The sequence below is a fragment of the Nocardioides szechwanensis genome, from assembly GCF_900103935.1.
In the GTDB taxonomy this organism is placed as follows: domain Bacteria; phylum Actinomycetota; class Actinomycetes; order Propionibacteriales; family Nocardioidaceae; genus Nocardioides; species Nocardioides szechwanensis.
Map to the genome: position 1 here is coordinate 152,126 of NZ_FNIC01000006.1, position 25,325 is coordinate 177,450.

Sequence of the window (25,325 nt, forward strand, 5' to 3'; positions counted from 1 at the left end):
ACCCGTCACCCGACGAGCTGGTGGAGGAGGCGTTCGAGCTGGCGGGGTGGGTCGGAGGTGAGGCCACCGTGGACGGGGCCGGGCTGGATGACAGTGCTCTTGGGGGCCTTGAGGAAGCCGAAGCGCTGGCTGACGGGCTTGGTCGCGGCGGCGCCGACGCGGGGGTCGCCGGTGCAGACCGCCTTGACGAAGTCGAGGGCGTCACAGACCTGGTCGACGTCGATGCGCGGGTCGAAAGCCTGGAGCCGCTCGCGGTCGACCTGCCAGGCGACGTCGAGGAAGTCGGTCGCGTGGCAATAGAGGACGACCCCGACGTTGAGGAACTCCTCGCGCTCGACGCGCGGCACGCAGCGCAGGACGACGTACTGGTAGGACAGCTTCGCGGTCATCAGCCGGCCACCTTCGGGAGCCACTGCCGGGAGCCGAGCCGGGCAGTGAGGAACGAGACGTACGCCGCCCGGTGCTGCTCGGCGCCCTCGACGCCGGCGGTGCCGGCGCCGTCGAGCCAGGCGTCGGGCACCTCGGCGACGACGTCGGCGATCAGCTCCGGGGTCACCAGTGCCGACAGGCGGGCATCGGTCTCACCCAGCGCGCGCACCTGGCCGAGCAGGACGTGGTCAGCGGGGTCCCACGGCTGGTCGGCGAACCGCGCCGGGTCGGTCACGCCGCCGGACCAGGCGTGGTGGAAGTAGAGCGAGGCGCCGTGGTCGATCACCCACAGGTTGCCGTGCCACAGCAGCAGGTTGGGGTTGCGCCAGGTCCGGTCGACGTTGGCGCAGAACGCGTCCAGCCACACCACGGTGGCGGCGTCGTGGTCGCCGGCCGGCGCCTCTCCGTCGTACCCGAAGGAGCCCGGGAGGAAGTCCACGCCCAGGTTGAGCCCCGGGCTGGCGTTGAGCAGGTCCTGGACCTCCTCGTCGGCCTCGTAACGCGCGATCTCGGGGTCAAGCTCGAGCGCGACCAGGCGAGGGGTGTGGAGGCCCAGGCGCCGGGCGAGCTCGCCCACGATCACCTCGGCGATCAGGACCCGTACGCCCTGGCCGGCGCCGCGGAACTTGCAGACGTAGGTGCCGAGGTCGTCGGCCTCCACGAGCCCGGGCAGGCTGCCGCCCTCGCGCAGCGGGGTGATGTAGCGCGTGACGGACACGGTCGGGATCACGTCTGGAGGACCTCGTTGAGCAACCGGGCCCGCTGCTCCTCGACGTCGAAGTCGGCGACTGGCCAGACCGGAGCCATCGCCTTGAGGCGCTCGTTGAGCAGTCGCGCGATCGTCAGGTTGCGCGACCACTTGCGGTCGCTGGGCACGACGTGCCAGGGCGCGACCTCGGTGTTGGTGCGCTCGAGGGCGATCTCGTAGGCGTCCTGGTACGCCGCCCAGTGCGCGCGCTCGTCGACGTCGCCGGGGTTGAACTTCCAGTGCTTGGCGGGGTCGTCGAGCCGGGACAGGAGGCGCTCCTTCTGCTCGACCGCCGAGATGTGCAGCATGCACTTGAGGACCACGGTGCCGCTCGCGACCAGCTCGGCCTCGAAGTCGTTGATCGCGCCGTACCGGCGCTCGATCTCCGCGGCCGACGCCAGCTGGTGGACCCGGGCGATCAGGACGTCCTCGTAGTGCGACCGGTCGAAGACCCCGATGTGGCCCGGCTCGGGCAGCGCCCGCTTGATCCGCCACAGGAAGTCGCGGCTCAGCTCGGTCTTGGTCGGCGCCTTGAACGCCTTGATCTGCACGCCCTGCGGGTCGACCAGGCCGACGGTGTAGCGCAGCACCCCGCCCTTGCCGGAGGTGTCCATGCCCTGGAGCACCAGGAGCAGGCTGCGCGGCGACCCTGTCGTACGCTCCGCGAACAGGCGCTCCTGCACGCCGGCGAGCTCGGGGCCGATCGCGGCGAGCTCGGCCTCGCCCGCCTCCTTGTCGCCCTCGAAGCCCGGGGTGGCGTCGGTCTGGATGGACGAGAGATCGACGGGGCCGGGAGGCAGTCGGACCAGCGGCTCGACGGGGGGCAGGCTCATGGGGCCACTATCCCAGCACCGTCACCCGAGGACCGTGGACACGTCGAGGGTGCAGCCGACCACGGTGTCGACCGTGCCGTCACTCTTGGGCTCGTCGAACCACAGTCCCTCGGTGAAGCCGACCTTGGCCAGCATCCGCAGCGACGCCCGGTTGCGGTGGTCGGGCGCCGCGAAGAACGACGTCGCCTGCGGGAAGCGCTTGCGCGCCCGCTCCATCCACGCCCACAGGATCCGCGGCCCGAAGCCCCGGCCCACCCAGGCGATCTCACCGATCGCGAAGTCCACGCCCACCGCCTGCGGGTGGGGGCACAGGAGCGCGAACTCCGGGTAGTCGGCAATCAGGTAGTCCTGCAGGAAGCCGATCGAGCGGCCGTTGACCTCGGCGACGTACATCCGGGTCGGCGTCATGCCGTCGACCGCCGGGCCGTACGCCGCCTGGACGGCCTCGGGCGTCGGGTCGCCGTCGCTGGCCCACCAGCGGTGCACGTGCTCGGACTGCCGCCAGCGGGTGACGTCGGCCAGGTCGCCCTGGGTCATCGCGCGCACGGTGACCCGGTTGTCGTGGTCGATCCGGAACTGCAGCGTCTCGCTCGACAGGTCGACCGGCACGGGGTCGGCGTGGAGGCTGGCGACAGTACGTCGGGCCGCGGACGCCCACGACTCCCCCGCGTGCACCGCCCCGAGCAGGTCGTGCCCCCGGTCGCTGACGACGAGCCGCATCAGCTGCGGCTCACCGGGGGCAGGGACGACCACGGGAAGTCGATCCACGCCTCCGTGTGGCGCCACACGTAGGCGGGACGCACGACGGTCCACGGCTTCTCGTAGATCACCGCCTCCCGGGCCTCCGCGACGTGGTCGGCGCAGAAGTCGCGCACGATCTCGAGCGTCTTGCCGGTGTCGGCGACGTCGTCGGCGATCAGCACCTTGAAGCCGGACAGGTCGACCGCCGCCGGCGTGGGCGGCAGCATGATCGGCACGTCGAGGCGGGTCTCGACGCCGGTGTAGAACTCCACGTTGACGGCGGAGAGGTTCTTGACGCCGAGCGCGTAGCCCAGGCCCATGCCGAGCCCGAGCCCGCCGCGGGCGATGGAGAGGATCAGGTCGGGTTCGTAGCCGTCGTCCACCACCATCTGCGCGAGGTCTCGCACCGCGACGCCGAACTGCTCGTAGGTCAGGATCTCCCGCTCGTCAGCCACGCGGCTGATCCTAGGGCGCTTCGCGGTCTGCCTGGGCTAGCTCGTCCTTGACGACGGAGAACGCCATGGAGGGGCCGTAGCCCTTGCGGGCGAGCATCCCGACCAGGCGGCGGGTGGCGGTGGTGTCGTCGACCCGGGAGAGGGTGCGCAGCTTCTTGCGGACCAGCAGCCGGGCGGAGTGCTCCTCGTCGGCGGGGTCGATGGTGTCGAGGGCCTCGCGGGCGACCTCGTCGTCGATGCCCTTGCGCCGCAACTCCTGAGCCAGGGCGCGACCGGCCAGGCCCTTGCCGGGCTGACGGCTGGCGACCCACTCCCGCGCGAACGCGGCGTCGTTGATCAGGCCGACCTCCTCGAACCGGTCGAGGAGACGCTTGGCGACGTCGTCGGGGACACCTCGTTTGGCCAGCTTGGTGGCCAGCTCATTGCGGGTGCGGGGCTGGCCGGTCAGCTGGTCGAGCAGGATCTTGCGCGCGACCGACTCCGGGTCGGCGGCCGGACCGTCAGAAGGAGTCGACACCGATCGGCTCGTCGCTCAAGTCGTCGGCAGGGGCGTCGGCGGGCGCGTCGACCTGCGGGCCGACACCGAGCTTCTCGAGGATCTTCTTCTCCAGCTCGTTGGCCAGGTCGGGGTTGTCCTTGAGGAAGGTGCGCGCGTTTTCCTTGCCCTGGCCGAGCTGGTCGCCCTCGTAGGTGTACCAAGCGCCGGCCTTGCGGACCAGGCCCGCCTCGACACCCACGTCGATCAGGCCACCCTCGCGGCTGATGCCCTTGCCGTACATGATGTCGAACTCGGCCTGCTTGAACGGCGGGGCCACCTTGTTCTTGACGACCTTGACGCGGGTGCGGTTGCCGACCATGTCGGTGCCGTCCTTGAGCGTCTCGATGCGGCGCACGTCGAGGCGCACCGAGGAGTAGAACTTCAGCGCCTTGCCACCGGTGGTGGTCTCGGGTGAGCCGAACATGACGCCGATCTTCTCGCGGAGCTGGTTGATGAAGATCATCGTGGTGTTGGAGTTGTTGAGCGCGCCGGTCATCTTGCGCAGCGCCTGGCTCATCAGCCGGGCCTGGAGACCGACGTGGCTGTCGCCCATCTCGCCCTCGATCTCGGCGCGGGGCACGAGCGCGGCGACGGAGTCGATGACGATCAGGTCGAGCGCGCCGGAGCGGATCAGCATGTCGGCGATCTCGAGCGCCTGCTCACCGGAGTCGGGCTGGGAGACCAGCAGCGCGTCGGTGTCGACGCCGAGGTTCTTGGCGTAGTCGGGGTCGAGAGCGTGCTCGGCGTCGATGAACGCCACGATGCCGCCGGCGCGCTGGGCGTTGGCCACGGCGTGCAGGGCGACGGTCGTCTTGCCGGAGGACTCGGGGCCGTAGATCTCCACCACGCGACCGCGCGGGAGACCACCGAGGCCCAGGGCCACGTCGAGGGCGATCGAGCCGGTCGGGATGACCTCGAGCGGGGCCCGGGTCTCGTCGCCCAGGCGCATCACCGAGCCCTTGCCGAACTGCTTCTCGATGTTGAGCAGCGCCGCGTCGAGCGCCTTGTCGCGGGGGTCTCCACCAGCCATGATTTTGTGTCCTTACGTCTGTGAGGTGCCTTGGGATCTACGGTCTTCGTCGTCTGGCTGGACGCTAGAGGTGACCACCGACAGTCCCGCGCCCGTGCTTGCGAGCACCAACCTAGCCCGAACACCTGTTCGACTGTGGGTCCGGGTGCGGCGTGTCGCCGACTTCCGCGTACGACGTGCGTGCGGCGCTACTGCCGCGCCGCGGCCAGCCCGTCGAGGATCAGCTCGAGACCGAACCCGAACTCGTCGCCGAAGTCGTAGCCCGGCCGCATCACGTGCTGCTCCGCGAGCTCGACGAGGTGGGGGTACTGGCCCGTGGCGAACTGCTCCAGCATCGTCCCGGCCACCTCGGCGGCGGTGTCGGCGCCCTCGAACGGCAGCCCCGTCTCCTGCAGCGCGAAGCCGTAGACGTAGCTGTCGACCAGCGCCAGCGCGTGGGCGGTGAGCACGACCGAGAACCCGCCGGCGCGCAGCATCCCGATGCTGGCGTCGTGGTGGCGCAGCGTGGCCGGGCCGGGGTTGGTGCGCGACTCCATCAGGCCGATCGCCCACGGGTGGCGCCGCAGTGCGGCCCGCGCCGACCGTGCCCGCCGGGTCATCTCGGCACGCCACTCCCCCTGGTCGCTGGGCACCTCCATCTCGCCGAAGACCGCGTCGACGATGCCGTCGAGGATCTCCTCCTTGTTGGCCACGTGGTGGTAGACCGACATCGGCTTGACCCCGAGGTCGCCGGCCAGCGAACGGATGGTCAGCCCGGACAGCCCCTGCGCGTCGGCGACCGCGACCGCGCTGGCCAGCACCCGGTCCCGGCTCAGCGGGACACGGTCGGACGGGGGGCTCGAAGGCACTGGTGCAGACATGTCGGGTCGGACGATAGCACCCCCGTACTTTGTACGGTACGGTCTCCCTTACTAAGTACGAACCTCAGCTCGGCCCATCCGAAGGAACCCCGATGCCCACCGTCCCCGCCGCCGCCACCACCCAGCGCGCGATCGTCCAGGACCGCTACGGCGACGCCGGCGTGCTCCGCCTCGCCGAGGTCGCGGTCCCCCGGCCCGGCAAGGGTGAGGTGCTGCTGCGCGTGCACGCCGCCGGCCTCGACCGCGGCACCTGGCACCTGATGACCGGCAAGCCCTACCTCGCCCGCGCCGCGTTCGGGTTCCGTCGTCCCCGCAACCCGGTCCCGGGCCGCGACGCGGCCGGCACCGTGGTCGCTCTCGGCGAGGGCGTCACCCGGTTCGCCCCGGGCGACGAGGTCTACGGCGTCGCGCCGGGCTCGTTCGCCGAGTACGCCGTAGCGCGCGAGGACAAGCTCGCCCACAAGCCCGCCAACCTCACCTTCGAGCAGGCCGCCGTGGTCCCGATCTCGGCCGGGACCGCGCTCCAGGCGCTCACCGACGCGGGCCGCGTCGAGGCCGGGCAGCGGGTGCTGGTCATCGGCGCCTCCGGCGGCGTCGGCTCGTACGCCGTCCAGCTCGCCACGGCGTACGGCGCCGACGTGACCGGGGTGTGCAGCGCCGCCAAGGCCGACCTGGTGCGGACGCTCGGCGCGGTGCGCACGATCGACTACGCCAGCGAGGACTACGCCGACGGGACCGAGCACTACGACCTGGTCCTCGACATCGCGGGCAACCCGTCGCTGTCCAGGCTGCGGCGCGCGCTGACCCCGAAGGGCACCGCGGTGATCGTCGGTGGCGAGGAGGGCGGCAGCTTCAGCGGTGGCATGAACCGCCAGCTCCGGGCGCTGCTGCTCTCGCCGTTCGTCGGCCAGCGGCTGACCATGTGCGTCTCCAAGGAGCGCGCCGCCGACCTCGAGCGGCTCAACCCCCTGCTCGAGGACGGTCGCGTGGTGCCGAGCCTCGAGCGGACCTACCCCCTGGCCGACGCCGCCGAGGCGATGCGCCGGCTCGAGGCCGGCGACGTGCGCGGCAAGGTGTCGATCAGCGCAGCGTGAGGGTCAGGGGATGCGGTAGGTCAGCTCGAGCCCGTCTGCCCATGCCTCGCAGCCGCACCCGGTGGGGTCGGGCAGGTGCCCGATCGCCGTGGTGAGCAGGCCGGTCAGTCGCTCCAGGTTGGCCCGGAACAGCTCGAAGATCTCGCGCTGGTCGACACCCGCGCCGTGCTCGGCACCCGCGTCCATGTCGGTCACCAGCGCGATCGCGGCGTAGCACTGCCGCATCTCGCGGGCCAGCGCCGCCTCGGGGCTTCCGGTCATGTTGATCAGCGACCAGCCCTGTGCGGCGTAGTGCTGCGACTCGGCCCGCGTCGAGAACCGCGGGCCCTCGATCACGACCATCGTCCCCCCGACCCTGATGTCCGGGGCGGCCGCGGCCACCGCTGCCGAGACGCCCGGGCAGTAGGGGTCGGCGAACGGCAGGTGCACCGCACCGGTCTCGACGAAGCTCCCGACCCGGCGGTGCGTGCGGTCGACGAGCTGGTCGGGTACGACGACATCGCCGGGCGCGACGTCGTGGCTGAGCCCGCCGACGGCGCACGGCGCCAGCACCTGGCGCACGCCGAGCGAACGCAGCGCCCAGAGGTTGGCGCGGTAGTTGATCGCGTGCGGCGGCAGCTCGTGGTGGCGCCCGTGCCGGGGCAGGAACGCCACCCGCCGGCCGGCGACGGTGCCCACGGACACCGGCGCCGAGGGCGCGCCGTACGGCGTGTCCACGACGTGGTCGGTGGGGTCCTCGAGGAACGTGTAGAAGCCGGTGCCGCCGATGACCGCGACGTCGGCGAGAGCGGTCACGGTGTGGTGCTCAGCCGGCGCACTGGGTCAGCCCGTAGTCGCCGAGACGCTCGTTGATCGGGGCCATCCGATCGTCGTCGAGGGCCTGGGCCGGGTCGTCCTCCCAGGTGTCGAGGACTCCCTCAGTGTCGGCGTAGATGGCCTCGAGGGTGTCCTTGTCGCCCTCGGGATAGCCCAGCTCGCGGAGGTCCTCGAGCTGGCCGCGGACCAGCGGGACCACCTGCTCGCTGATCGCGGTCAGCAGCTGCTCCTGGTCGTTCTGGTCGATGCTGTTGCCGACGTCGTCGACTGCCATGTTGCCCGCGGCGCAGATCGTGTTGCCCTGGTCGAGGAAGTCCCGCTTCGAGATGAGCTTCTCGCTCGGGTCGTCGCCACCACAGCCGGCCAGACCCAGGCTCAGGCTCACGGCGAGCGAGAGCGTGACGAGCGGACGCGTGACCTGCATTGGAGCTCCGATCGTGGGGCGTCCCGAGAGGAGCGTCCAGCATAGGGCGCGGCCCGCTCCGGACGTCGGCGGCGGGTCGGCGGGTCGGCGGCGTCAGCGCTCGCTGGGTGGGAGCTCCAACGCGGACCAGACCGCGGCCCAGACCTGCTTGGGCGGCGTGCCGGCGTCAAGCGCCTCGGTCGCCGTACGACGACCCAGCTCGGCCATCACGAACGTCTCGGCCCAGGAGCGGTAGTAGGCCGTGCCGAGCACCGCCTCGAGGCGTGCCCAGAACTCGGTGTGCCTCACGCGGTGACGTCCCACAGGTGGTGGACGACGTCGTGCAGGTGGTAGCGGGCGATCGTGTCGATGGTGAACTCGCTGCCGTTGCTGCGGAAGCCGCGGCGCTCCCACGCCCCGTCGGGCACGGCGTCGTAGGTCGCGGCGACCTGCTCGGCGGCCGCGAGCAGCGCCGGAGCGACGGCAGCCGGGTCCTGGAGGTCGTAGCGCTGCTCGACGGCGGTCTCGTCCTGGTCCCAGTTGGCGAAGGTCGGCTCGTCCTGGTCGCGCATGGACCGGACCCGCTCGTCGAAGATCGTGTGCACGTCGCGGACGTGGCAGGCGTACTCCGCCGGCGACCACACGTCGGGCGCGGGGCGGCTCGTGGCGCTCGGCTCGCGCAGGGTGGCGGCGAACGCCGCCGCGTTGGCGCGCAGCGCCTCGCCGAACCCGGCCCGCTCGGCCTGGGACGCCACGAACCCGCACTCGGGGCACGGCCGCGTCAGCACCCAGGTCCAGTCCTTGGTGTCGGGGGTCAGCATGGCGTCATCCTCTCAACCATCAACCGAGGGCGATGGGGGCGGTGCCGAACGCGACGTTGAAGCGGTCGCACCAGATGACCACCGACGTGAAGCCGGCGAGGTCGGCGTCGGCGGGGATCTCGTAGTTCTGGTTGCCGTGGGTGGCCTTGAGCTTGCCGAGGCGGAGGTAGTCGCCGTCGTCGTAGGAGCCCCAGTCACCGCCGCTGGGCTGGTCGGTGATCCAGACGTGCAGGTCGGGGCCGTCGGAGGAGGCGAGGTTCTCGAGCCGCAGGAAGCGGCTGCCGTCGGAGAGCTCCAGCACCAGGGCCAGGCCCGACGTGTCGTGCTCGGCGTCCACGAACTCGCCCTGGCCGAGCGCCACGGGCGCGGTGTCGGCCGGCGGGGTCGTCTGGCCCGGGGTCGGGGTGCCCGACGGGCCGGGCGAGGAGCGGCCGACCGCCACCGAGGGCAGCGGCTCGTCGACCTCGCTGCTGGTGAAGATCTTCCAGGGCTGGAAGGCCCAGAGCCCGACGCCGGCCACGGCGAGGGCGAGCACCACCGCGACTGCGACGATCGGCTTGGCCATGGACCCACGGTAGCCGCCTCAGGTGAGGAGCAGCTTGTCCAAGCGACGGCGTACGACGGCCAGCCCGACCAGGCCCATGACCACGAGGTAGACGACCGAGACCGCCGAGCCCCAGGACAGTGCCCCGGTCGTGAGCTCGCGGCACAGCACGACCCCGCGGTAGAGCGGCGTGCACTCCACGACCCATCGGACCCAGCCGTCGAAGGCCGTCACCGGGAAGAACGTCGCCGAGAAGAGGAACAGCGGCAGCTGGACCAGGGTGATCTTGTCGAAGTCCTGCCACGACTTCATGAACGTGGTCAAGGCCATGCACACCGAGCTGAACGCGAACCCGATCAGCAGCGCCGCCGGCAGCGCCAGCAACGCCCACCACGAGTGGATCAGCCCCATGGCGGCCATCACGACGAGGAACGCCGCGGAGTAGCTGCCGCCGCGCAGCTGGCCCCACACGATCTCGCCGCGGGCGATGTCGGAGGTGGTCAGCGGGGTCGCCAGCATCTGGTCGTAGAGCTTGTCGTACTTGAGCTTGAAGAAGACGTTGTAGGTCGAGTCGAGCAGCGCGCCGTTGAACGCGGAGGCCGCGAGCATGCCGGGCGCGACGAACTCGGCGTAGGGGATCGCCTGCCCGTTGAACTCGAAGGTGTCGATCAGCTGACCGACGCCGATGCCGATCGAGAGCAGGTAGAAGACGGGCTCGAGGAAGCCGGTGAGGAAGAGCTTCCACGCGGCGCGGTAGACGATGTAGTTGCGCAGCACCAGCAGCCGCAGCGCCTGGAGCGAGGTGAGCGGGCTGACGTCGCTGAAGCTCCCGGTCGTGATGCTCACTTGACCAACCTCTTCGTGAGACCGCTGACCGACCAGAACCAGCCGAAGACGACCAGGGCCAGCAGCACCGCGACGTTGACCGCGGCCGTCGACCAGTCGACCTCGTCGATGCAGAACATCCGGGACAGGTTGACGCCGTGCCACAGCGGCGTGAGCTTGGCGACCCACTCGCCGACCGGCCCGAGGTTGCTCACCGGGAAGAACGCGCCGCTGAACAGGAACAGCGGGAAGACCCCGAGCCGGAACAGCACGCCGAAGCCCTCCTCGGAGCGCAGCCGCGTGGTGAAGCCGTAGACCAGGCACGCGAACGCCATGCCGACCAGCACCTGCGAGGCGAACGCCAGCAGCGGGCCCCACCACGTCTCGAACACCCCGAACGGCGCCAGCACCAGCATGAACACCGCACACGTCGTCATCAGCCGGAACCCGACGAAGCCGAGGTGGGCGGCCACGACGTGGCGCACCTGGAGCGGCGTGGCCAGCATCGAGTCGTAGACGGCGTTCCACTTGATCAGCCCCATGACGGGGTAGGTCGTCTCGCCGACGCCGGTCTGCATGGCGTGGGCGGCGATCAGCCCCGGCACCACGAACGCGAGGTAGGAGGTCGCCCCCTCGAGCTCGGCGGGGTCACCGGCGATGAAGCCACCCAGCAGCACCCCCATCGCGACGACGTAGAAGAACGGCGACACGAACGAGCTGATGATCGAGCCCTGCCAGGTCCGCTTGTAGACCGTCATCCAGTAGTCGAACTGCCGCCCGACCCCCTCGCCGAGCGGGAGCCCGACCAGCCGTGCCCGCTGCTCCAGGCTCATCAGTCGACCAGCGTCCGGCCGGTGAGGCGCAGGAAGACGTCCTCGAGGGTGGAGCGGCGGACCAGCACGGCGACCGGCTGGAGCCCGCGCTCGTGGGTCTTGGCGATGACCTCCTCGCCGTCGTCGCTGTAGACCAGGAGCCGGTCGGGCAGCACCTCGACCCGCTCGCCCAGGTCGGCGACCTTCTCGGCCAGCGCCTCGTGGCCCGCGCCCTCCTCGGCGACGCCGAAGCGAAGCTCGGCGACCTCGCGCGTGGAGTGCTCGCGGATCAGCGCCAGCGGGGAGCCCTCGGCCACGATCAGGCCCTTGTCCATGACCACGAGCCGGTCGCAGAGCTGCTCGGCCTCGTCCATGTAGTGGGTGGTGATGACCAGCGTGACGCCGGCCTGCTTGAGCCGGAACAGCTTGTCCCACAGCACGTGGCGCGCCTGCGGGTCGAGACCGGTGGTGGGCTCGTCGAGCAGCAGCAGGTCGGGACGGTTGACCAGGCTGCGGGCGATCGTCAGGCGCCGCTTCATGCCGCCGGACAGGTCCTCGACCTTGGCCTTCGCCTTCTCGGTGAGCTGAACGAACTCGAGCAGCTCGTCGACCCGCGCGTTGACCTCGCCCTTGGGGATCCCGAAGTAACGGCCGTAGATGTAGAGGTTGTCGCGCACGTTGAGCTCGTTGTCGAGGGTGTCCTCCTGGGGGCACACGCCGAGCCGGCCACGGATCGCCGGGCCGTCGACGGCGGGGTCCATGCCGAGGATGCTCAGCTCTCCCCCGCTGACGGGCGAGACCGCGGCGATCATCCGCATCGTCGAGGACTTGCCGGCGCCGTTGGGCCCCAGGAAGCCGAACGCCTCGCCCCGGCGTACGTCGACGTCGATGCCCTTGACCGCCTCGAACTCCCCGAACGACTTGCGCAGACCGACCGCCCGGATCATCGACTCACTCACGGGACGCGACCCTATAAGGCCGCGCCGACAACCACCCCAGCATTGAGGGCGCGGACCGTGGTCGACTGACCCATGCGCTCCTCGCCCACGACCTCGGCCGGCCTGCTCACCGACCGCTACGAGCTGACCATGCTCTCCGCGTGGGTCGCCGACGGCACCGCCGAGCATCCGGCGGTCTTCGAGGCGTTCGCGCGCCGGCTCCCCGTGGGTCGGCGCTACGGCCTGGTCGGGGGCACCGGGCGGCTGATCGAGCTGGTCGCCGACTTCCGCTTCGACGCCGACGAGGTCGCGTGGCTGGAGGCCGAGGGCGTCGTCGACGGACGGACCGCGGCCTATCTGCGCGACTTTCGGTTCACCGGCGACGTCGACGGCTTCCGCGAGGGCGAGGTCTACTTCCCCCACAGCCCGATCCTGACCGTGACCGGCACCCTCGGCGAGTGCGTGGTGCTCGAGACGCTGGTGCTCAGCGTGCTCAACCACGACACCGCGGTCGCGAGCGCCGCGGCCCGGATGGTCACCGCCGCCCAGGGGCGACCGCTGGTGGAGATGGGCAGCCGGCGCACCCACGAGCAGGCCGCCGTGGCGGCCGCGCGCGCGGCGTACGTCGCCGGGTTCGCGTCGACCAGCAACCTCGCGGCCGGGCGGCAGTACGGCGTGCCGACGGTCGGCACGGCGGCGCACGCGTTCACGCTGGCCTACCCGACCGAGGCCGCCGCGTTCCGCAGCCAGGTGGCCGCGCAGGGGGTCGGGACCACGCTGCTGGTCGACACCTACGACATCGCGGAGGGCATCCGGACCGCGGTCGAGGTCGCCGGACCCGGCCTGGGCGCGGTCCGGATCGACTCCGGAGACCTGGCCGACGAGGCCCGCCGGGCCCGGGCCCAGCTCGACTCGCTCGGCGCCACCGCGACCCGGATCCTGGTGACCAGCGACCTCGACGAACACCTCATCGCTGAGCTCGCCGAAGCGCCGGTCGACGGCTACGGCGTCGGCACCCGCGTCGTCACGGGGTCTGGTCACCCGACCGCCAACCTGGTCTACAAGCTGGTCGCGGTCGGCGACGAGCCCGGTGGCCCGCTGCGGCCGGTCACGAAGCGCTCCCCCGACAAGCTGTCGGTGGGCGGGCGCAAGGCGACGCGGCGGCGGTACGACGCCGGCCTGCTCGTCGAGGAGACCTTCGCCATCGACGAGACCACCGAGGACACCGTGGAGGTGGCACTCATGCGGGCCGGCGCGGTGGTGCACTCCCCCACGCTGGACGACGTACGCGCCCATGCGGTGGCCTCCCTGGCGAGCCTGCCACCGGAGGCGCACCGCCTCGACGACGGCCCCGCGCACGTCGTCGCGACCGGGGTGTCGGTGCCGTAGGTCAAGATTGGGGAGTGTCCGACGCTCTCGCCCGCTTCAGCGAACCGACCCGCACCTGGTTCGGTGCGGCGTTCGCCGAGCCGACCCCGGCCCAGGTGGGGGCGTGGACCGCGATCGGGGCCGGGCGCCACGCGCTGGTGGTCGCGCCGACCGGTTCGGGCAAGACGCTCAGCGCGTTCCTGTGGTCGATCGACCGGCTGCTCACCGAGCCGGTGCCCGACAAGACCAAGCGCTGCCGGGTGCTCTACGTCTCGCCGCTGAAGGCGCTCGCGGTCGACGTCGAGCGCAACCTGCGCTCACCTCTGACCGGCATCCGCCACACCGCCGACCGGCTCGGCACGCCGATGCCCGAGCTGCGGGTGGGGGTCCGCTCCGGCGACACCAGCCCGGCCGACCGCCGCAAGCTGACCACCCAGCCGCCCGACATCATGATCACCACGCCCGAGTCGCTGTTCCTGATGCTCACGAGCCAGGCGCGCGAGAGCCTGCGCGGTGTCGAGACGGTGATCATCGACGAGGTCCACGCGGTGGCCGGCACCAAGCGCGGCGCCCACCTGGCCCTCTCCCTCGAGCGGCTCGACGAGCTGCTCGCCAAGCCGGCCCAGCGGGTCGGGCTGTCGGCCACCGTCCGACCCCTCGACGAGGTCGCCCGCTTCCTCGGCGGCGCGGCTCCGGTCGACATCGTGGCGCCGCCGGCCAACAAGCTGTGGGACCTCAAGGTCGTCGTACCCGTCGAGGACATGACCGCCCCCGGCGGTGAGTACGACGAGGACGCCGGCAACGACACCGACGGGGGTCGCAACACCTCGATCTGGCCCCACGTCGAGGAGAGCGTGGTCGACCTGATCGAGGCCCACTCCTCCACGATCGTGTTCGCCAACTCGCGGCGGCTGGCCGAGCGGCTCACCGCCCGTCTCAACGAGATCGCCACCACCCGCGCCGACCCGGGCCGCGATCCGGCCGAGCCCGGCCGGCCGCCGGCCGAGATCATGGCCCAGTCCGGTGCGTCGACCGGCGCGTCGACCGTGATCGCCAAGGCCCACCACGGCTCCGTGTCCAAGGAGCAGCGTGCCCTGATCGAGGACGACCTCAAGCGCGGCCGGCTCCCGGCGGTGGTCGCCACCAGCAGCCTCGAGCTCGGCATCGACATGGGCGCGGTCGACCTGGTCATCCAGATCGAGTCACCGCCCTCGGTCGCCAGCGCCCTCCAGCGCGTGGGCCGCGCCGGCCACCAGGTCGGCGAGACCAGCCGTGGCGTCCTGTTCCCCAAGCACCGCGGCGACCTCGCCCAGACCGCCGTGGCGGTCGAGCGCATGCGCAGTGGTGGCATCGAGTCGCTGCGCGTCCCCACCAACCCGCTCGACGTGCTGGCCCAGCAGGTCGTCGCCGCCACCGCGCTCGACGCCTGGGACGCCGACGAGCTCTACGCCCTGGTCCGCCGTACGGCGTCGTTCAGCGCGCTGCCGCGCTCCGCCTACGACGCCACGCTCGACCTGCTCAGCGGCCGCTACCCCTCCGACGAGTTCGCCGAGCTGCGCCCACGCATCGTCTGGGACCGCGTCACCGGCGCCCTCACCGGCCGGCCCGGCGCGCAGCGCCTGGCCGTCACCAGCGGCGGCACCATCCCCGACCGCGGCCTCTTCGGGGTCTTCCTCGTCGGCGGCGAGGGGCCGGGGCGGCGGGTCGGTGAGCTCGACGAGGAGATGGTCTACGAGTCCCGCGTCGGCGACATCTTCGCGCTGGGCGCCACCAGCTGGCGGATCGAGGACATCACCCACGACCGGGTGCTGGTCACCCCGGCGCCGGGGATCCCCGGGCGGCTGCCGTTCTGGAAGGGCGACACCCTCGGGCGGCCCGCCGAGCTCGGCGCGGCGATCGGTGCGTTCACCCGCGAGCTCGGGGCGATGCCGCGGCACGAGGCCGAGGTCCGCGCGCAGGCCGGCGGGCTCGACCCGTGGGCCGCGGGCAACCTCGTCACCTACCTCCACGAGCAGCTCGAGGCCACCAACGTCCTGCCCAGCGACACCACGCTGCTGGTCGAGCGGTTCCGCGACGAGCTGGGCGACTGGCGGCTGGTCGTGCACTCGCCCTACGGCGTGCCGGTGCACGCGCCCTGGGCGCTGGCGATCAACGCCCGGCTGCGCGAGCGCTACGGCGTCGACGGCCAGGCCGTCGCCTCCGACGACGGCATCGTGATCCGCATCCCCGACACCGACGCCGAGCCGCCGACCGGCGACGTGATCGTCTTCGAGGCCGACGAGATCGAGGACCTCGTCACCCAGGAGGTCGGCGGGTCGGCGCTCTTCGCCGCCCGGTTCCGCGAGTGCGCGGCCCGCGCGCTGCTGCTCCCCCGCCGCGACCCCGGCCGGCGCTCGCCCCTGTGGCAGCAGCGGCAGCGCTCGGCCGCCCTGCTCGAGGTGGCCTCGAAATACCCGTCGTTCCCGATCGTGCTCGAGGCCGTGCGCGAGTGCCTCCAGGACGTCTACGACCTGCCCGCACTGCTGGCGCTGATGCGGTCCGTCGACCGGCGCGAGGTGCAGGTGGTCGACGTCGCGACCTCGAGCCCGTCGCCCTACGCCCGCAGCCTGCTGTTCGGCTACGTCGCCCAGTTCGTCTACGAGGGCGACTCCCCCATCGCCGAGCGGCGCGCGGCCGCGCTCTCGCTCGACCAGGGGCTGCTCGCCGAGCTGCTCGGGCGCGCCGAGCTGCGTGAGCTGCTCGACCCGGAGGTGCTGGCCGAGGTCGAGGCCGAGCTCCAGCGGCTCGCCCCCGACCGCCGGGCGCGCGACGCCGAGGGCGTCGTCGACCTGCTGCGGATGCTCGGCCCGCTGACGACCGACGAGGTCACCGCCCGCACGGTCGACGGCGCCGACGTGGCCGGCTGGCTCGCCGCGTTGACCGACACCCGTCGCGTGGTCGAGGTCCGGGTCACCGGCGCCCCTCACTGGACCGTGGTCGAAGACGTCTCCCGCCTGCGCGACGGTCTCGGCACCCCGGTCCCGCCCGGCACCCCCGACACCTTCGCCGAGCCGGTCGAGGACCCGCTCGGCGACCTGGTCTCGCGCTACGCCCGCACCCACGGGCCCTTCACGACCGACCAGGCGGCGGAGAGGTTCGGCCTCGGGGCGGCCGTCGTACGACACACGCTGCAGCGCCTGGCCGCGCAGGGGCGGGTGCTCGACGGCGAGTTCCGGCCCGCGGGTTCGGGCTCGGAGTGGTGCGAGGCCGAGGTGCTGCGCAAGCTCCGGCGCCGCTCGCTCGCCCGACTGCGCAAGGAGGTCGAGCCGGTCGAGCCCCAGGCGTTGGCCCGCTTCCTCGGCGCCTGGCAGCACCTCGTCGTCCCCGGCACGTCCGGGCGCGGGCTGCGCGGCGTCGACGGCGTCCTGAGTGCGGTCGACCAGCTTGCCGGCTGTCCGGTGCCCGCCTCCGCGCTCGAGCCACTGGTGCTCGGGTCCCGGGTGCGCGACTACTCCCCCGCCTACCTCGACGAGCTGACCGCGTCCGGTGAGGTCGTCTGGGCCGGTCACAGCGCGCTGCCGGGCGCCGATGGCTGGGTGTCGCTGCACCTCGCCGACTCCGCGCCGCTGACCCTCCCCGAGCCGGCCCCCTTCGCCCTTCGAGACGGCTCGTCCCTCGCCTCCTCAGGAACCGTCGCGGAGCTCCACGACGCCGTCCTCGCCGCCCTCGAGCCGGGCGGCGCGTGGTTCTTCCGCCAGCTCTCCGACGCGGTCGGCTCCCTCAACGACACCGCCCTGTCGGCGGCGCTCTGGGAGCTGGTCTGGGCAGGACGGGTCAGCAACGACACGCTCGTGCCACTGCGGGCGCTCACCCGCTCCGGCACCCCCAGCCACCGCAGCCGTCGTCCGCCTCCCCGAGCGGGGCGGCCGGCCCGCACCGGGCCGCCCGAGACCGCCGGACGCTGGGCGCTGCTGCCGGCGATCGACACCGACCCGACCCGGCGCGCCCACGCCACCGCCGAGCGGCTCCTCGACCGGCACGGCGTGGTGATCCGCGGTGCGGTCATGAGCGAGCGGGTGCCCGGCGGGTTCGCCGCCGTCTACAAGGTGCTGTCCGCCTTCGAGGACTCCGGCCGCTGCCGCCGCGGCTACTTCGTGGAGGGCCTGGGGGCCGCCCAGTTCGGCACCGCCGGGGCGATCGACCGGCTGCGCACGTTCAGCGAGCTGGCGCCCGACCAGAAGCCGAGCGCGGTCGCGCTCGCGGCCACCGACCCCGCCAACCCCTACGGCGCCGCCCTCGGCTGGCCCGAGAGCGAGGGCGGCCACCGCCCCGGCCGCAAGGCCGGCGCCATCGTGGTGCTCGTCGACGGCGTCCTCACGCTCTACGTCGAGCGCGGCGGCCGCACCCTGCTCACCTGGAGCGACGACGCCGACGTCCTGACCCCAGCCGCCGCGTCGCTCGCCGAGGCGGTCGGCCGGGGCTCGCTCGGCCGGCTGACGGTCGAGAAGGCCGACGGGGCCGCCCTGCTGGGCAGTGGCTCGACGCCGCTGCGCGCGGCGCTCAGCTCCGCCGGTTTCGTCGCGACCCCGCGCGGCCTGAGGATCCGCGGTGCCTGAGGGCGACACCGTCTTCCGCGCCGCCCGCAAGCTCGACCGGGCGCTCACCGGCCAGACGCTGGTCCGCACCGACTTCCGGGTGCCCCAGCTCGCGACGTCCGACCTCGCCGGGGCCACCGTCGCCGGGACCGTCTCCCGCGGCAAGCACCTGCTCACGCGGATCGTGCGCGACGACGAGCAGTGGACGCTCCACACCCACCTCAAGATGGAGGGGTCCTGGCACACCCTCCGCCCGGGGCAACGCTGGTCGAGGCCGGCCCACCAGGCCCGGGTGGTGCTCGAGACCGCCACCACGACCGCGGTCGGCTTCTCGCTGGGCATCGTCGAGCTGATCGACACGGCCGACGAGCACACCGCGGTCGGCCACCTCGGGCCCGACCTGCTCGGGCCTGACTGGGACGAGGACGACGCGCTGCGCCGGCTCCGCGCCGACCCCGACCGCCCGGTCGGCGAGGCCCTGCTCGACCAGACCTGCCTGGCCGGTATCGGCAACATGTACCAAGCCGAGCTCTGCTTCGTCAGTGGTGTGCACCCGCGCACCCCGGTCGGCGCGGTCGGCGCGCTACCCCGCGTCGTACGACGGGCCAAGCAGATGCTCGAGCTCAACAGCCGGCGCGCGACCCAGACCACGACCGGCGACCTGCGCGAGCCGCTGTGGGTCTACCGGCGCGACAAGGCGCCCTGCCGGCGCTGCGGCACGCCGATCGAGGTCGCGATGGTGGGGCCTACCGGCAGGGAGCGCGCGTCCTACTGGTGCCCGTCGTGCCAGCCCCTCACCGGGTGAAGACGCCGAGCCCCTCGATCCGCACCGGCTTGCCGTCCAGGGTCACGATCCGCAGCGTCCCGTCCTTGGGCCGCGCGAAGCGCTCGACCGGCAGCAGCACCTGGAAGCCGCGGGCGCCCGATGCGAGCGAGAGCTGGGCCACGCGCTTGCCCTCGAAGAACACGCGCACCCGGCCGTAGCCGGGACCGGTGCCGACGACGAGCGCGAGCCGTGCGGCCCGGCGTACGTCGTAGGTGAGCACGGCGCCCTTCTTGCGGGTCGTCAGCGCGAACCCGCGGTAGGCCTTGGCGTCGTTGGCCGCGGTCCAGTCGCGGGTGCGGCCCAGGACCCGGGCCGATGCCGGCACCGAGAACAACCGGGTGGCCGGTGTGGGATCGAGCTTGCCGTTGCTGCCGCGAGCGGCGACGGAGAACCGGTGCATGCCCGGTGTCAGGTTGCGCAGCGTGGTCGTGGCGTCGCCGCACGCGACCACGGCGCCGTCGAGCAGACAGCGGAACGTCGCACCCGCCGACGAGGAGGTGTAGCTGACGTCGGCGTCCTTGGTCAGGACGAAGCTGTTGGGCTGCACTCCCCCGGTGATCGTCGTGTCGGGGGCAGCCGGGTCGACCACGGTGAAGCTGGCGTCGTTGACGTCGAAGAAGTAGTTGCCCACCGCCTCGATCTTCAGCCGGGCCTGCGTGGTGCCGACCGCCGGCAGGGTGACCACCTCGGTGCCGTCGTTGGCGGTGGTGGCCGCCAGCACGTGAGGGTAGGTGCGGCCGCCGTCGGTCGACAGGCTGATCTTCACGTTGGGCGCCAGCCCGGCCGCGTCGGTGCCGTTGACGGCCCAGGTGACCGTCTCGGGCAGCCCGGCGGTCGCCGGGTCGCCTGCGGTGGCGCGCGAGGTGACCAGGAACGGGCCGGCGGACGTGTCGACGGTCAGCGTGACGTCGTCGTACGACGTGCCGCCACCGGTCGGGAAGCCGTCCCGGCCGGTGAGCCGGAAGTTGAGCTCCGAGCCCAGCAGGGGGTCGCCGTAGTCGGCGGTGGGCAGGAACTCGGAGAAGCAGTCGACCGTCGCGAGCGGAACCGGCGCCGGTTCGGCCGGTGCCTCCGGGCAGGCGCCGGTCTCGGCGTTGGTGTTGTCGACGAGGATCTGCTCCAGGTCGGGGAACGTGCGTGAAGGGCTGCTGCCGGCGCGATTCTGGTCGGGCGAGGGTGACTGGAGTGACTCGTCCTGGCTCACGTCGGCGTAGGTGCCGAACACCCGGAACAGCGGCCCGGCGGTCTTGGTGTTGCTGACCAGCGACGTGCCCTGGAGCTCACTGCCGACGTCGTTCTGCTCCCACAGGTAGGTCAGCGGGTTGCCGTTGACGTCGCTGCCGGCGCCGGTGAGCGTGAACGGGGTGCGCATCGGGATCGTCTTGTCGGCGGGCGCGGTGACGGTGGGCGCGTGGTTGGTGACGGCGTTCACGGTCCCCTGGTTGCCGCTCGGGCCGCCCTGCTGCTGGACGCCGATGAAGGCCGACATGCCGCCGGTCGTGCTGACGACCTCCAGCCGCGGGATGTCCTCGCCGGCGCCCTGGGCGGGCAGCTCGAAGAACAGCTGGAAGCCGCCCTCGTCGGGGAGCAACGCCCCGTCGTAGCCGCCGATCGTCGGCACCAGCCCGGTGAGTGTGTTGATCTTCTGCTGGAGCTGGATGAGGTTGTAGGTCGCGTCGTTGGTGATGGTCGTGGTGCGGCCGTCGAAGCGCAGGGTCACCGAGTCGGCGGCGTCGTCGAAGCCCCGGAAGCTGACCGTCTGCGCCTCGTCGACGTCCACCGGGTCGGCGGTGACGGTCTCGGTGATCTCGTCGATGCTGCGCTGGGAGAAGTAGGGGTCGGAGTGCGGCTGGGTGTTGTCCTGGCCGCAGATGCCGGCGTAGGCCATCACCGAGGTTCCCGAGCCGGGCTCGACAGAGGTAGGACCGTTGCGGTTGGTCAGGGAGCAGTTGACCAGCGTGCCGTCGAAGGTGTGGTTGCCGCCCATCTGGTGACCGACCTCGTGCGCGACGTAGTCGACCGCGTAGAAGTCGCCCTTCGGGAACGGCAGACCGGTGCACCCCGATGCCTTGCTGGAGCCGCCGACCACACCGAGTCCGGCGATGCCGCCGCCGTTGATGCCCAGGCCGATGTGGCCGAGGTCGTAGGTGTCGGCCCCGACGATCTGGCCGAGGACGAACTCGGTGCGGGTGAGCAGGGCGCTGCTGCAGCCGCCGGTCTCCGCGGCCAGGTCGGCGGGGTCGTAGCAGCCGCTGAGGCCGCAGGGCCCGTTGGCGCCGGTCGCGCGGGCGAGGGTGTCGAGGTTGAGCTGGTCGGTGCCCGCGATCAGGACGAAGCGGATCGCGAGGTCGTCGTTGTAGACCTGGTTGACCCGGTTGATCAGGGTGTTCTTGGCGGCCAGCACGTTGGCGCTGCCGAAGTACGCCGCGTAGGACGTTTCGGTCACGAACGCCAGCCGGTAGGTGCGTCGCTGCACCACCTCGCCCGCGGCCGCAGCGGCCACTCCGGGCGCGGAGTCCAGGATCGCCTCGGTGTCGGCCAGGTCGCGCTCGACGAACGCCTCGGCCGCGCGCGGCACGGACGCGCCGCGGTAGCTCAGGTGCGCGGTGACGCCACGGCCGCGGTAGGCCGGGTCGACGTACCACGCGCGGGCGCCGAGGGGCCCGCGGACGGCGGCGTGGAAGCCGAGCGGGGTGAGGTCGAGACGGATCGTGCTGGTCGGGTCGGTGACGCCGCGGCCGGCGAAGGTCCGGATCTCCGGGTGCTTCGCGGCCAGGGCCGGCTCCATGACGGAGTCCTCGACCACCGCGAACACCTGGGTGGACCCGTCGGGAGCGGGTACGGCGATCCGCACGGGGCTGCTGCCGTTGTCGGCGAGGGCCGGCGCGAGGGCGGTGCGTGCCCGCGCGACGTCGAGCCGGAACGCCGAGAAGTCACGCGGAGCCACCGTGACCGGGCGGGAGGCGTCGAGCCGGAAGCCGCGCAGCCGGTCGAAGACCCGGGCCACGGTCCGGTCGGCCGCGGGAGGCGCAGCCGCCGACGCCGCAGAGGCCGGGGCCGCCTGCGACGCGGTGGCGAACGCTGGGAGGACCATCGCAGCGAGGGCCAGCACGATCGCGATGCACACAGGACGGAGAGCACGTGTCGACACGGGGGCCACCTCGCGGGAGGGCGCGGCTTGCGCCAGGAGACGGCCGGATGCCGTCACTGAGCAAACGACACCAGATGAGGGGCGTTACGCGGGCCGAAACCGGAGATCTGGCCCGGAACACGACAGGGGGAGCGGGTCGGTCACGCAGCCGACGCGACGACCTCGCCGACCCGTGTGTGGGCGTTGACCGAGATCGGGGTCGCGACGAGCGCAGCCTCCTCGAGGGCGACCGCGTAGGAGACCTCGCGCAGCACCTCGGACAGCGGGGCGTCGAGCGCGGTGCACAGGGAGGCGAGCAGCTCCGAGGAGGCTTCCTTCTGGCCGCGCTCTATCTCGGAGATGTAGCCCAGGCTGACGCGCGCCTCGGCCGAGACCTCGCGAAGGGTCATGCCGCGCTGCATCCGACGAGCGCGGAGCACGTCCCCCAGGAGCCGACGAAACAGCACCATGCGGGTCCCCTTCCCAGATCTGTGGCCGGTTGGTGAACCCAACGCTACCGGAGAGGGGTTTCTTCCTCCCGCAGGACCTCCACAAGCGCCGACAGCGCCTCCGCGCACGTGCGTTGCTGGATCGCGGCCCGGTCGCCGCTCAGCTCGAGAGACAGCGCGGTCACCCCGGCCGGGCCGGCCACCGCGACGAAGACCGTCCCCGGTGGCTTGTCCTCCTGGCGATCAGGCCCCGCGACGCCGGTCGTGCTGACGGCGTACGCCGCCCCGGTGAGGCGGCGCACGCCCTCCGCCATGGCGCGGGCGCAGGCCGCGGACACGACGCCGTCGCTCTCCACGATCGACCGGGGTACGCCGAGGACGTCGGTCTTAATGTCGGTCGCGTAGGAGACGACTCCCCCGAGGAAGGTCTCCGAGGAGCCGGGCGCCGTGGTGAGGAGCACCGCGAGCTGACCACCGGTGAGCGACTCGGCCGTGGCCATCATCGCCCCGCGCGACTTCAGCAGGTCGTGGACCTGCGCGGCGAGCTTGAGGTTGCGGTCGGCCATGCGCCGATCCTAGGAGAAAGGCCGAGGGGCCCTCCGGGTCACCGGAGGGCCCCTCGGGTGGAGCTACGGACGGACGACGCGGATCGTGACCGTCTTGGTCACGCTGCTCGTCGTGCTGTTGCCGAGGTAGGTCACGGTCACCTTCACCGGGCCGAGCTTGGTCAGCCCGCCGAGCTTGACGCTCACGACTCCACCCACGAGGGTCTTGACCACGGACTTGCCGCGCCAGGTGAACTTGACCTTGCCCGTGGCCGGTGCACCGGCCGCCTTCACGATGGCCTTCACGGTAGCGACCTTGAACCGCTTGACCTGCGCGGGCGCCTTGACGGTCATGGTCGGCTTCACCGTGGCCGGTTCCCCGGCCACCACGATCGGCACCGACACGCTGGTGCCGGTCGCCGCCCCGGTCAGGACGAGCTCTGCCGGCCCGGGAGTGACCGACGCCGGCAGGGTGACGCTCACCGACGCCTTGCCGACCTCGTCGAAGCCGGGCAGCGCCGCCTGAGCGGCGTTGTCGAGCGGGAACGAACCGAGCTCCGCGTCACCAAGAGACACCACGACCTCGGTGTCCTTGACGTCGGTCGGGGCCGTGAACGACCACGACGACACGTCGAACGCCACCGTGTCGCCGGCGTCGTACACCGCAGGCGCACCGACCGGGAACAAGACGCCGACCGCGCGCTGGGTGAAGTCGACCGGCAGCGGCGCGTCGCCCTCGCCGGTGTTGGCGAACTCCGCCAGGTAGTCGACCATCGTCTGCAGGTCGACCTTGCCGGTGTCGCGCTTGTTGGTGCCCTTGCTGAACGCGCGGAAGTTGTCGCCACCGGTGCCCAGGAAGGAGTTGACCGTCACCGAGTAGGCCGTGGCGGGGTTGATCGCCTGTCCGTGCAGCGACATCGAGGTGATCCGGCTCCCCTCTGCCGCGTTGGGGTCGTAGGTGTACTCGAAGCCCTCGGACGTGCCGAGCTTGAGGAAGGGCCGCGACGGAGCGGTGCCGCCGGGGTTGGTCTGCCACTGCTGCTCGAGCACCTCCTTGATGTCGGCACCCGTGAGCCTCATGTTGACCAGGGTGTTGGCGAACGACTGGACGGTGGCCGCCTGGCGGTAGGACACGATCCGGTCGTCGCCGGTGAGCGTGCCGGCCAGGTCGGCGCGCAGCCCGCCCGGGTTCATGAACGCGATCTGGGCGCCGCCGGCCTCCGGGCTCTCGGTGGCCCACTGCTGGATCTCTGCGACCAGGTTGCCCAGGGTCGACTCGGCGCCACGGTTCTCGGTGGTCCCGTTGGCCAGCTTGCCGCGGGTGAACGGCTCCTCGATCTCACCGAGCGGCACCGATCCGAGGACGTTGGCCTGGGCTACCGCGTCGTCCACGATCGCCTTCGTGGCGGGGTCGGCCGGGAAGTTGGCCTCCCACGTCTGCGCGCTGCCCGAGCAGCCCGCGATGCAGTCCTCGAGTGCGACGATCTCCTGGGTCTTGGCGAGGACCTCGCCGGTGGTCGGGTCGACGGAGAAGTTGATCTGGTTGAGGTTGGAGCCGTACTGGCCCGCCGATACGACCGGACGCTCGGTCACCGCGCGTCCCTCGGCCACCCACTCAGGAACCGGGACCGAGTGGTTGTAGGCGAGGTGGGTGTGGCCGGAGATGATCGCGTCCACGTTGGAGTCGACCCCGTTGACGATCTTGCCGAAGGCCGAGTCGTTGGTCGCGTCGACGATGCTGGTGCCGGCCGCGCCCTCGTGGACGAGGAGCACGATCACGTCAGCGCCGCGGGACTCCAGGGAGTCGGCGGCCTCGTTGGTCGCGTCCACGACGTCGGTCACGGTGAGGCCAGCGATGCCTGCGGGGGTCACGAGCGACGGCAGGTCCTCGGTGACGGCGCCGATGAAGCCGACGTCCACCCGGCCGAAGTCCCTGATCCAGGTCTCGGCGAGGTCGTCTGCACCTCCGGGCTCCTCGACGTTGGCGGCGAGGTACCTCCACTCGGCGCGGTCCTGGACCCGGCCCGCCAGGTCGGCGTACCCCTGGTCGAACTCGTGGTTGCCGACGGCCGACACCTCGAGCCCGGCCTCGTTGAGGGCGTCGATGGTCGGGATGTCGTTCTGGATGAAGGAGTCGAACGTCGACGCCCCGATCAGGTCACCGGCGGCAGCGAACACCGTGTTGGCGTTGGCGTTGCGGATCTGCTTCACGGCACCGGCGAGGACAGCGGCGCCGGCCTCCGCGTTGCTGTTGGACGGCAGGTTGGTCTCGAGACGACCGTGGAAGTCGTTGGTGCCGAGGATGGTGATGTTGACGGGGTCTGCGGCTTGAGCGGCGGGGGCGACGAACGCGAGTGGCGTCGCCAGCATGCCGATGCCCACTCCCGCCGTCAGGAGGCGCGAGGTGACTCGCGACCGGGAGCTGAAGAGCACAGGGGAACCTTTCGGACGTGATGGGGGTGATGATCAGCACCCTAGACCCGCTGACAGCCCCTGACTGCCCAGCGGGTCGCAGTTGCGTAACTCGCGATGAAGTCGGTTCGCCG

General features: G+C 71.9%; 24 protein-coding genes. 4 read left to right on the top strand and 20 right to left on the bottom strand.

All coding sequences use genetic code 11. From position 1 onward, the window contains the following. Positions 1–5: 5 nt before the first annotated feature. The 8 genes from BLR90_RS14985 to BLR90_RS15020 all read right to left on the bottom strand — a co-directional run bounded on the left by BLR90_RS14985 (position 6) and on the right by BLR90_RS15020 (position 5,634). A complete protein-coding gene (locus BLR90_RS14985) occupies positions 6–389 on the bottom strand; it encodes a DUF3037 domain-containing protein (protein WP_091026031.1) in 384 nt (127 codons plus the stop codon). Beyond that, positions 389–1,159 carry a HipA family kinase gene (locus BLR90_RS14990; protein ID WP_091026032.1) on the bottom strand — a complete coding sequence of 257 codons (771 nt, stop codon included), beginning with the start codon at positions 1,157–1,159 and terminating at the stop codon, positions 389–391. Before BLR90_RS14990 ends, BLR90_RS14985 begins: the two co-directional genes overlap by 1 nt. Then, entirely contained in the window at positions 1,156–2,010 is an 855-nt protein-coding gene (locus BLR90_RS14995) for a PPK2 family polyphosphate kinase (RefSeq protein ID WP_091026033.1), read from the bottom strand. The genes BLR90_RS14990 and BLR90_RS14995 overlap by 4 nt, the downstream gene beginning before the upstream one ends. A gap of 21 nt (positions 2,011–2,031) precedes the next feature. Then, positions 2,032–2,763, bottom strand: a complete 732-nt coding sequence (locus BLR90_RS15000; protein WP_245715334.1) for a GNAT family N-acetyltransferase — start codon at positions 2,761–2,763, stop codon at positions 2,032–2,034. Further along, positions 2,730–3,206, bottom strand: a complete 477-nt coding sequence (locus BLR90_RS15005; RefSeq protein WP_091026034.1) for a phosphoribosyltransferase — start codon at positions 3,204–3,206, stop codon at positions 2,730–2,732. The genes BLR90_RS15000 and BLR90_RS15005 overlap by 34 nt, the downstream gene beginning before the upstream one ends. 10 nt (positions 3,207–3,216) lie before the next feature. Then, a complete protein-coding gene (locus tag BLR90_RS15010; RefSeq protein WP_091026035.1) occupies positions 3,217–3,723 on the bottom strand; it encodes a regulatory protein RecX in 507 nt (168 codons plus the stop codon). After that, positions 3,707–4,774 carry a recombinase RecA gene (gene recA, locus BLR90_RS15015; protein ID WP_091026036.1) on the bottom strand — a complete coding sequence of 356 codons (1,068 nt, stop codon included), beginning with the start codon at positions 4,772–4,774 and terminating at the stop codon, positions 3,707–3,709. Before recA ends, BLR90_RS15010 begins: the two co-directional genes overlap by 17 nt. 188 nt (positions 4,775–4,962) lie before the next feature. Continuing rightward, entirely contained in the window at positions 4,963–5,634 is a 672-nt protein-coding gene (locus tag BLR90_RS15020; protein ID WP_091026037.1) for a TetR/AcrR family transcriptional regulator, read from the bottom strand. A gap of 92 nt (positions 5,635–5,726) precedes the next feature. Here BLR90_RS15020 and BLR90_RS15025 point away from each other — a divergent pair, with 92 nt between their 5' ends. After that, on the top strand, positions 5,727–6,728 hold the full coding sequence (locus BLR90_RS15025; RefSeq protein WP_091026038.1) for an NAD(P)-dependent alcohol dehydrogenase: 1,002 nt from the start codon (positions 5,727–5,729) through the stop codon (positions 6,726–6,728). Between the two features lie 3 nt (positions 6,729–6,731). Here the strand turns inward: BLR90_RS15025 and BLR90_RS15030 are convergent, their stop codons facing one another. The 8 genes from BLR90_RS15030 to BLR90_RS15065 all read right to left on the bottom strand — a co-directional run bounded on the left by BLR90_RS15030 (position 6,732) and on the right by BLR90_RS15065 (position 11,908). Next, the gene (locus tag BLR90_RS15030; protein WP_091026039.1) at positions 6,732–7,523 is read right to left on the bottom strand and encodes an S-methyl-5'-thioadenosine phosphorylase; all 792 of its coding nucleotides are present in this window, start codon (positions 7,521–7,523) and stop codon (positions 6,732–6,734) included. Between the two features lie 10 nt (positions 7,524–7,533). Further along, positions 7,534–7,968, bottom strand: coding sequence for a hypothetical protein (locus BLR90_RS15035; RefSeq protein WP_091026040.1), 435 nt, complete (start codon positions 7,966–7,968; stop codon positions 7,534–7,536). Positions 7,969–8,061: 93 nt separating this feature from the next. Continuing rightward, complete coding sequence (locus BLR90_RS15040; protein ID WP_091026041.1) at positions 8,062–8,256, bottom strand: DUF3046 domain-containing protein; 195 nt, start codon at positions 8,254–8,256, stop codon at positions 8,062–8,064. Next, positions 8,253–8,768 (bottom strand): DinB family protein, encoded by a 516-nt coding sequence (locus tag BLR90_RS15045; RefSeq protein ID WP_091026042.1) that lies wholly within the window; start codon positions 8,766–8,768, stop codon positions 8,253–8,255. The genes BLR90_RS15040 and BLR90_RS15045 overlap by 4 nt, the downstream gene beginning before the upstream one ends. 19 nt (positions 8,769–8,787) lie before the next feature. Further along, entirely contained in the window at positions 8,788–9,333 is a 546-nt protein-coding gene (locus tag BLR90_RS15050; RefSeq protein ID WP_091026043.1) for a DM13 domain-containing protein, read from the bottom strand. A gap of 18 nt (positions 9,334–9,351) precedes the next feature. Further along, positions 9,352–10,158, bottom strand: a complete 807-nt coding sequence (locus BLR90_RS15055) for an ABC transporter permease (protein ID WP_245715335.1) — start codon at positions 10,156–10,158, stop codon at positions 9,352–9,354. Further along, a complete protein-coding gene (locus BLR90_RS15060) occupies positions 10,155–10,970 on the bottom strand; it encodes an ABC transporter permease (RefSeq protein ID WP_091026044.1) in 816 nt (271 codons plus the stop codon). Before BLR90_RS15060 ends, BLR90_RS15055 begins: the two co-directional genes overlap by 4 nt. Then, the gene (locus BLR90_RS15065) at positions 10,970–11,908 is read right to left on the bottom strand and encodes an ABC transporter ATP-binding protein (protein WP_245715336.1); all 939 of its coding nucleotides are present in this window, start codon (positions 11,906–11,908) and stop codon (positions 10,970–10,972) included. Before BLR90_RS15065 ends, BLR90_RS15060 begins: the two co-directional genes overlap by 1 nt. Before the next feature lie 72 nt (positions 11,909–11,980). On the opposite strand from BLR90_RS15065, the gene BLR90_RS15070 reads away from it, so the two are divergent. From BLR90_RS15070 to BLR90_RS15080, 3 genes are read left to right on the top strand one after another with little or no spacing between them, the layout of a single operon-like run. Continuing rightward, positions 11,981–13,276, top strand: coding sequence for a nicotinate phosphoribosyltransferase (locus BLR90_RS15070; RefSeq protein ID WP_091026046.1), 1,296 nt, complete (start codon positions 11,981–11,983; stop codon positions 13,274–13,276). Positions 13,277–13,290: 14 nt separating this feature from the next. Continuing rightward, positions 13,291–17,850, top strand: a complete 4,560-nt coding sequence (locus BLR90_RS15075) for an ATP-dependent helicase (protein WP_091026047.1) — start codon at positions 13,291–13,293, stop codon at positions 17,848–17,850. Next, positions 17,843–18,634, top strand: coding sequence for a DNA-formamidopyrimidine glycosylase family protein (locus BLR90_RS15080; RefSeq protein WP_091026048.1), 792 nt, complete (start codon positions 17,843–17,845; stop codon positions 18,632–18,634). The genes BLR90_RS15075 and BLR90_RS15080 overlap by 8 nt, the downstream gene beginning before the upstream one ends. Here BLR90_RS15080 and BLR90_RS15085 read toward each other — a convergent pair. The 4 genes from BLR90_RS15085 to BLR90_RS15100 all read right to left on the bottom strand — a co-directional run bounded on the left by BLR90_RS15085 (position 18,624) and on the right by BLR90_RS15100 (position 25,212). Beyond that, positions 18,624–21,806, bottom strand: a complete 3,183-nt coding sequence (locus BLR90_RS15085; RefSeq protein WP_245715337.1) for a reprolysin-like metallopeptidase — start codon at positions 21,804–21,806, stop codon at positions 18,624–18,626. The genes BLR90_RS15080 and BLR90_RS15085 overlap by 11 nt on opposite strands. A gap of 140 nt (positions 21,807–21,946) precedes the next feature. Beyond that, positions 21,947–22,255, bottom strand: coding sequence for a helix-turn-helix domain-containing protein (locus BLR90_RS15090; protein ID WP_091026049.1), 309 nt, complete (start codon positions 22,253–22,255; stop codon positions 21,947–21,949). 44 nt (positions 22,256–22,299) lie between these two features. Further along, on the bottom strand, positions 22,300–22,800 hold the full coding sequence (locus tag BLR90_RS15095) for a CinA family protein (protein WP_091026050.1): 501 nt from the start codon (positions 22,798–22,800) through the stop codon (positions 22,300–22,302). 63 nt (positions 22,801–22,863) lie between these two features. Continuing rightward, positions 22,864–25,212 carry a bifunctional metallophosphatase/5'-nucleotidase gene (locus BLR90_RS15100; protein ID WP_218029396.1) on the bottom strand — a complete coding sequence of 783 codons (2,349 nt, stop codon included), beginning with the start codon at positions 25,210–25,212 and terminating at the stop codon, positions 22,864–22,866. Positions 25,213–25,325 lie beyond the last annotated feature (113 nt).

What these genes read in the sequence shown, in the direction of transcription:
- recA (WP_091026036.1), bottom strand. Translation starts at nt 4,774, where the DNA reads ATGGCTGGTGGAGACCCCCGCGACAAGGCGCTCGACGCGGCGCTGCTC.
- BLR90_RS15095 (WP_091026050.1), bottom strand. Translation starts at nt 22,800, where the DNA reads ATGGCCGACCGCAACCTCAAGCTCGCCGCGCAGGTCCACGACCTGCTG.
- BLR90_RS15045 (WP_091026042.1), bottom strand. Translation starts at nt 8,768, where the DNA reads ATGCTGACCCCCGACACCAAGGACTGGACCTGGGTGCTGACGCGGCCG.
- BLR90_RS15060 (WP_091026044.1), bottom strand. Translation starts at nt 10,970, where the DNA reads ATGAGCCTGGAGCAGCGGGCACGGCTGGTCGGGCTCCCGCTCGGCGAG.
- BLR90_RS15025 (WP_091026038.1), top strand. Translation starts at nt 5,727, where the DNA reads ATGCCCACCGTCCCCGCCGCCGCCACCACCCAGCGCGCGATCGTCCAG.
- BLR90_RS15020 (WP_091026037.1), bottom strand. Translation starts at nt 5,634, where the DNA reads ATGTCTGCACCAGTGCCTTCGAGCCCCCCGTCCGACCGTGTCCCGCTG.
- BLR90_RS15090 (WP_091026049.1), bottom strand. Translation starts at nt 22,255, where the DNA reads ATGGTGCTGTTTCGTCGGCTCCTGGGGGACGTGCTCCGCGCTCGTCGG.
- BLR90_RS15035 (WP_091026040.1), bottom strand. Translation starts at nt 7,968, where the DNA reads ATGCAGGTCACGCGTCCGCTCGTCACGCTCTCGCTCGCCGTGAGCCTG.
- BLR90_RS14995 (WP_091026033.1), bottom strand. Translation starts at nt 2,010, where the DNA reads ATGAGCCTGCCCCCCGTCGAGCCGCTGGTCCGACTGCCTCCCGGCCCC.
- BLR90_RS15070 (WP_091026046.1), top strand. Translation starts at nt 11,981, where the DNA reads ATGCGCTCCTCGCCCACGACCTCGGCCGGCCTGCTCACCGACCGCTAC.
- BLR90_RS14985 (WP_091026031.1), bottom strand. Translation starts at nt 389, where the DNA reads ATGACCGCGAAGCTGTCCTACCAGTACGTCGTCCTGCGCTGCGTGCCG.
- BLR90_RS15050 (WP_091026043.1), bottom strand. Translation starts at nt 9,333, where the DNA reads ATGGCCAAGCCGATCGTCGCAGTCGCGGTGGTGCTCGCCCTCGCCGTG.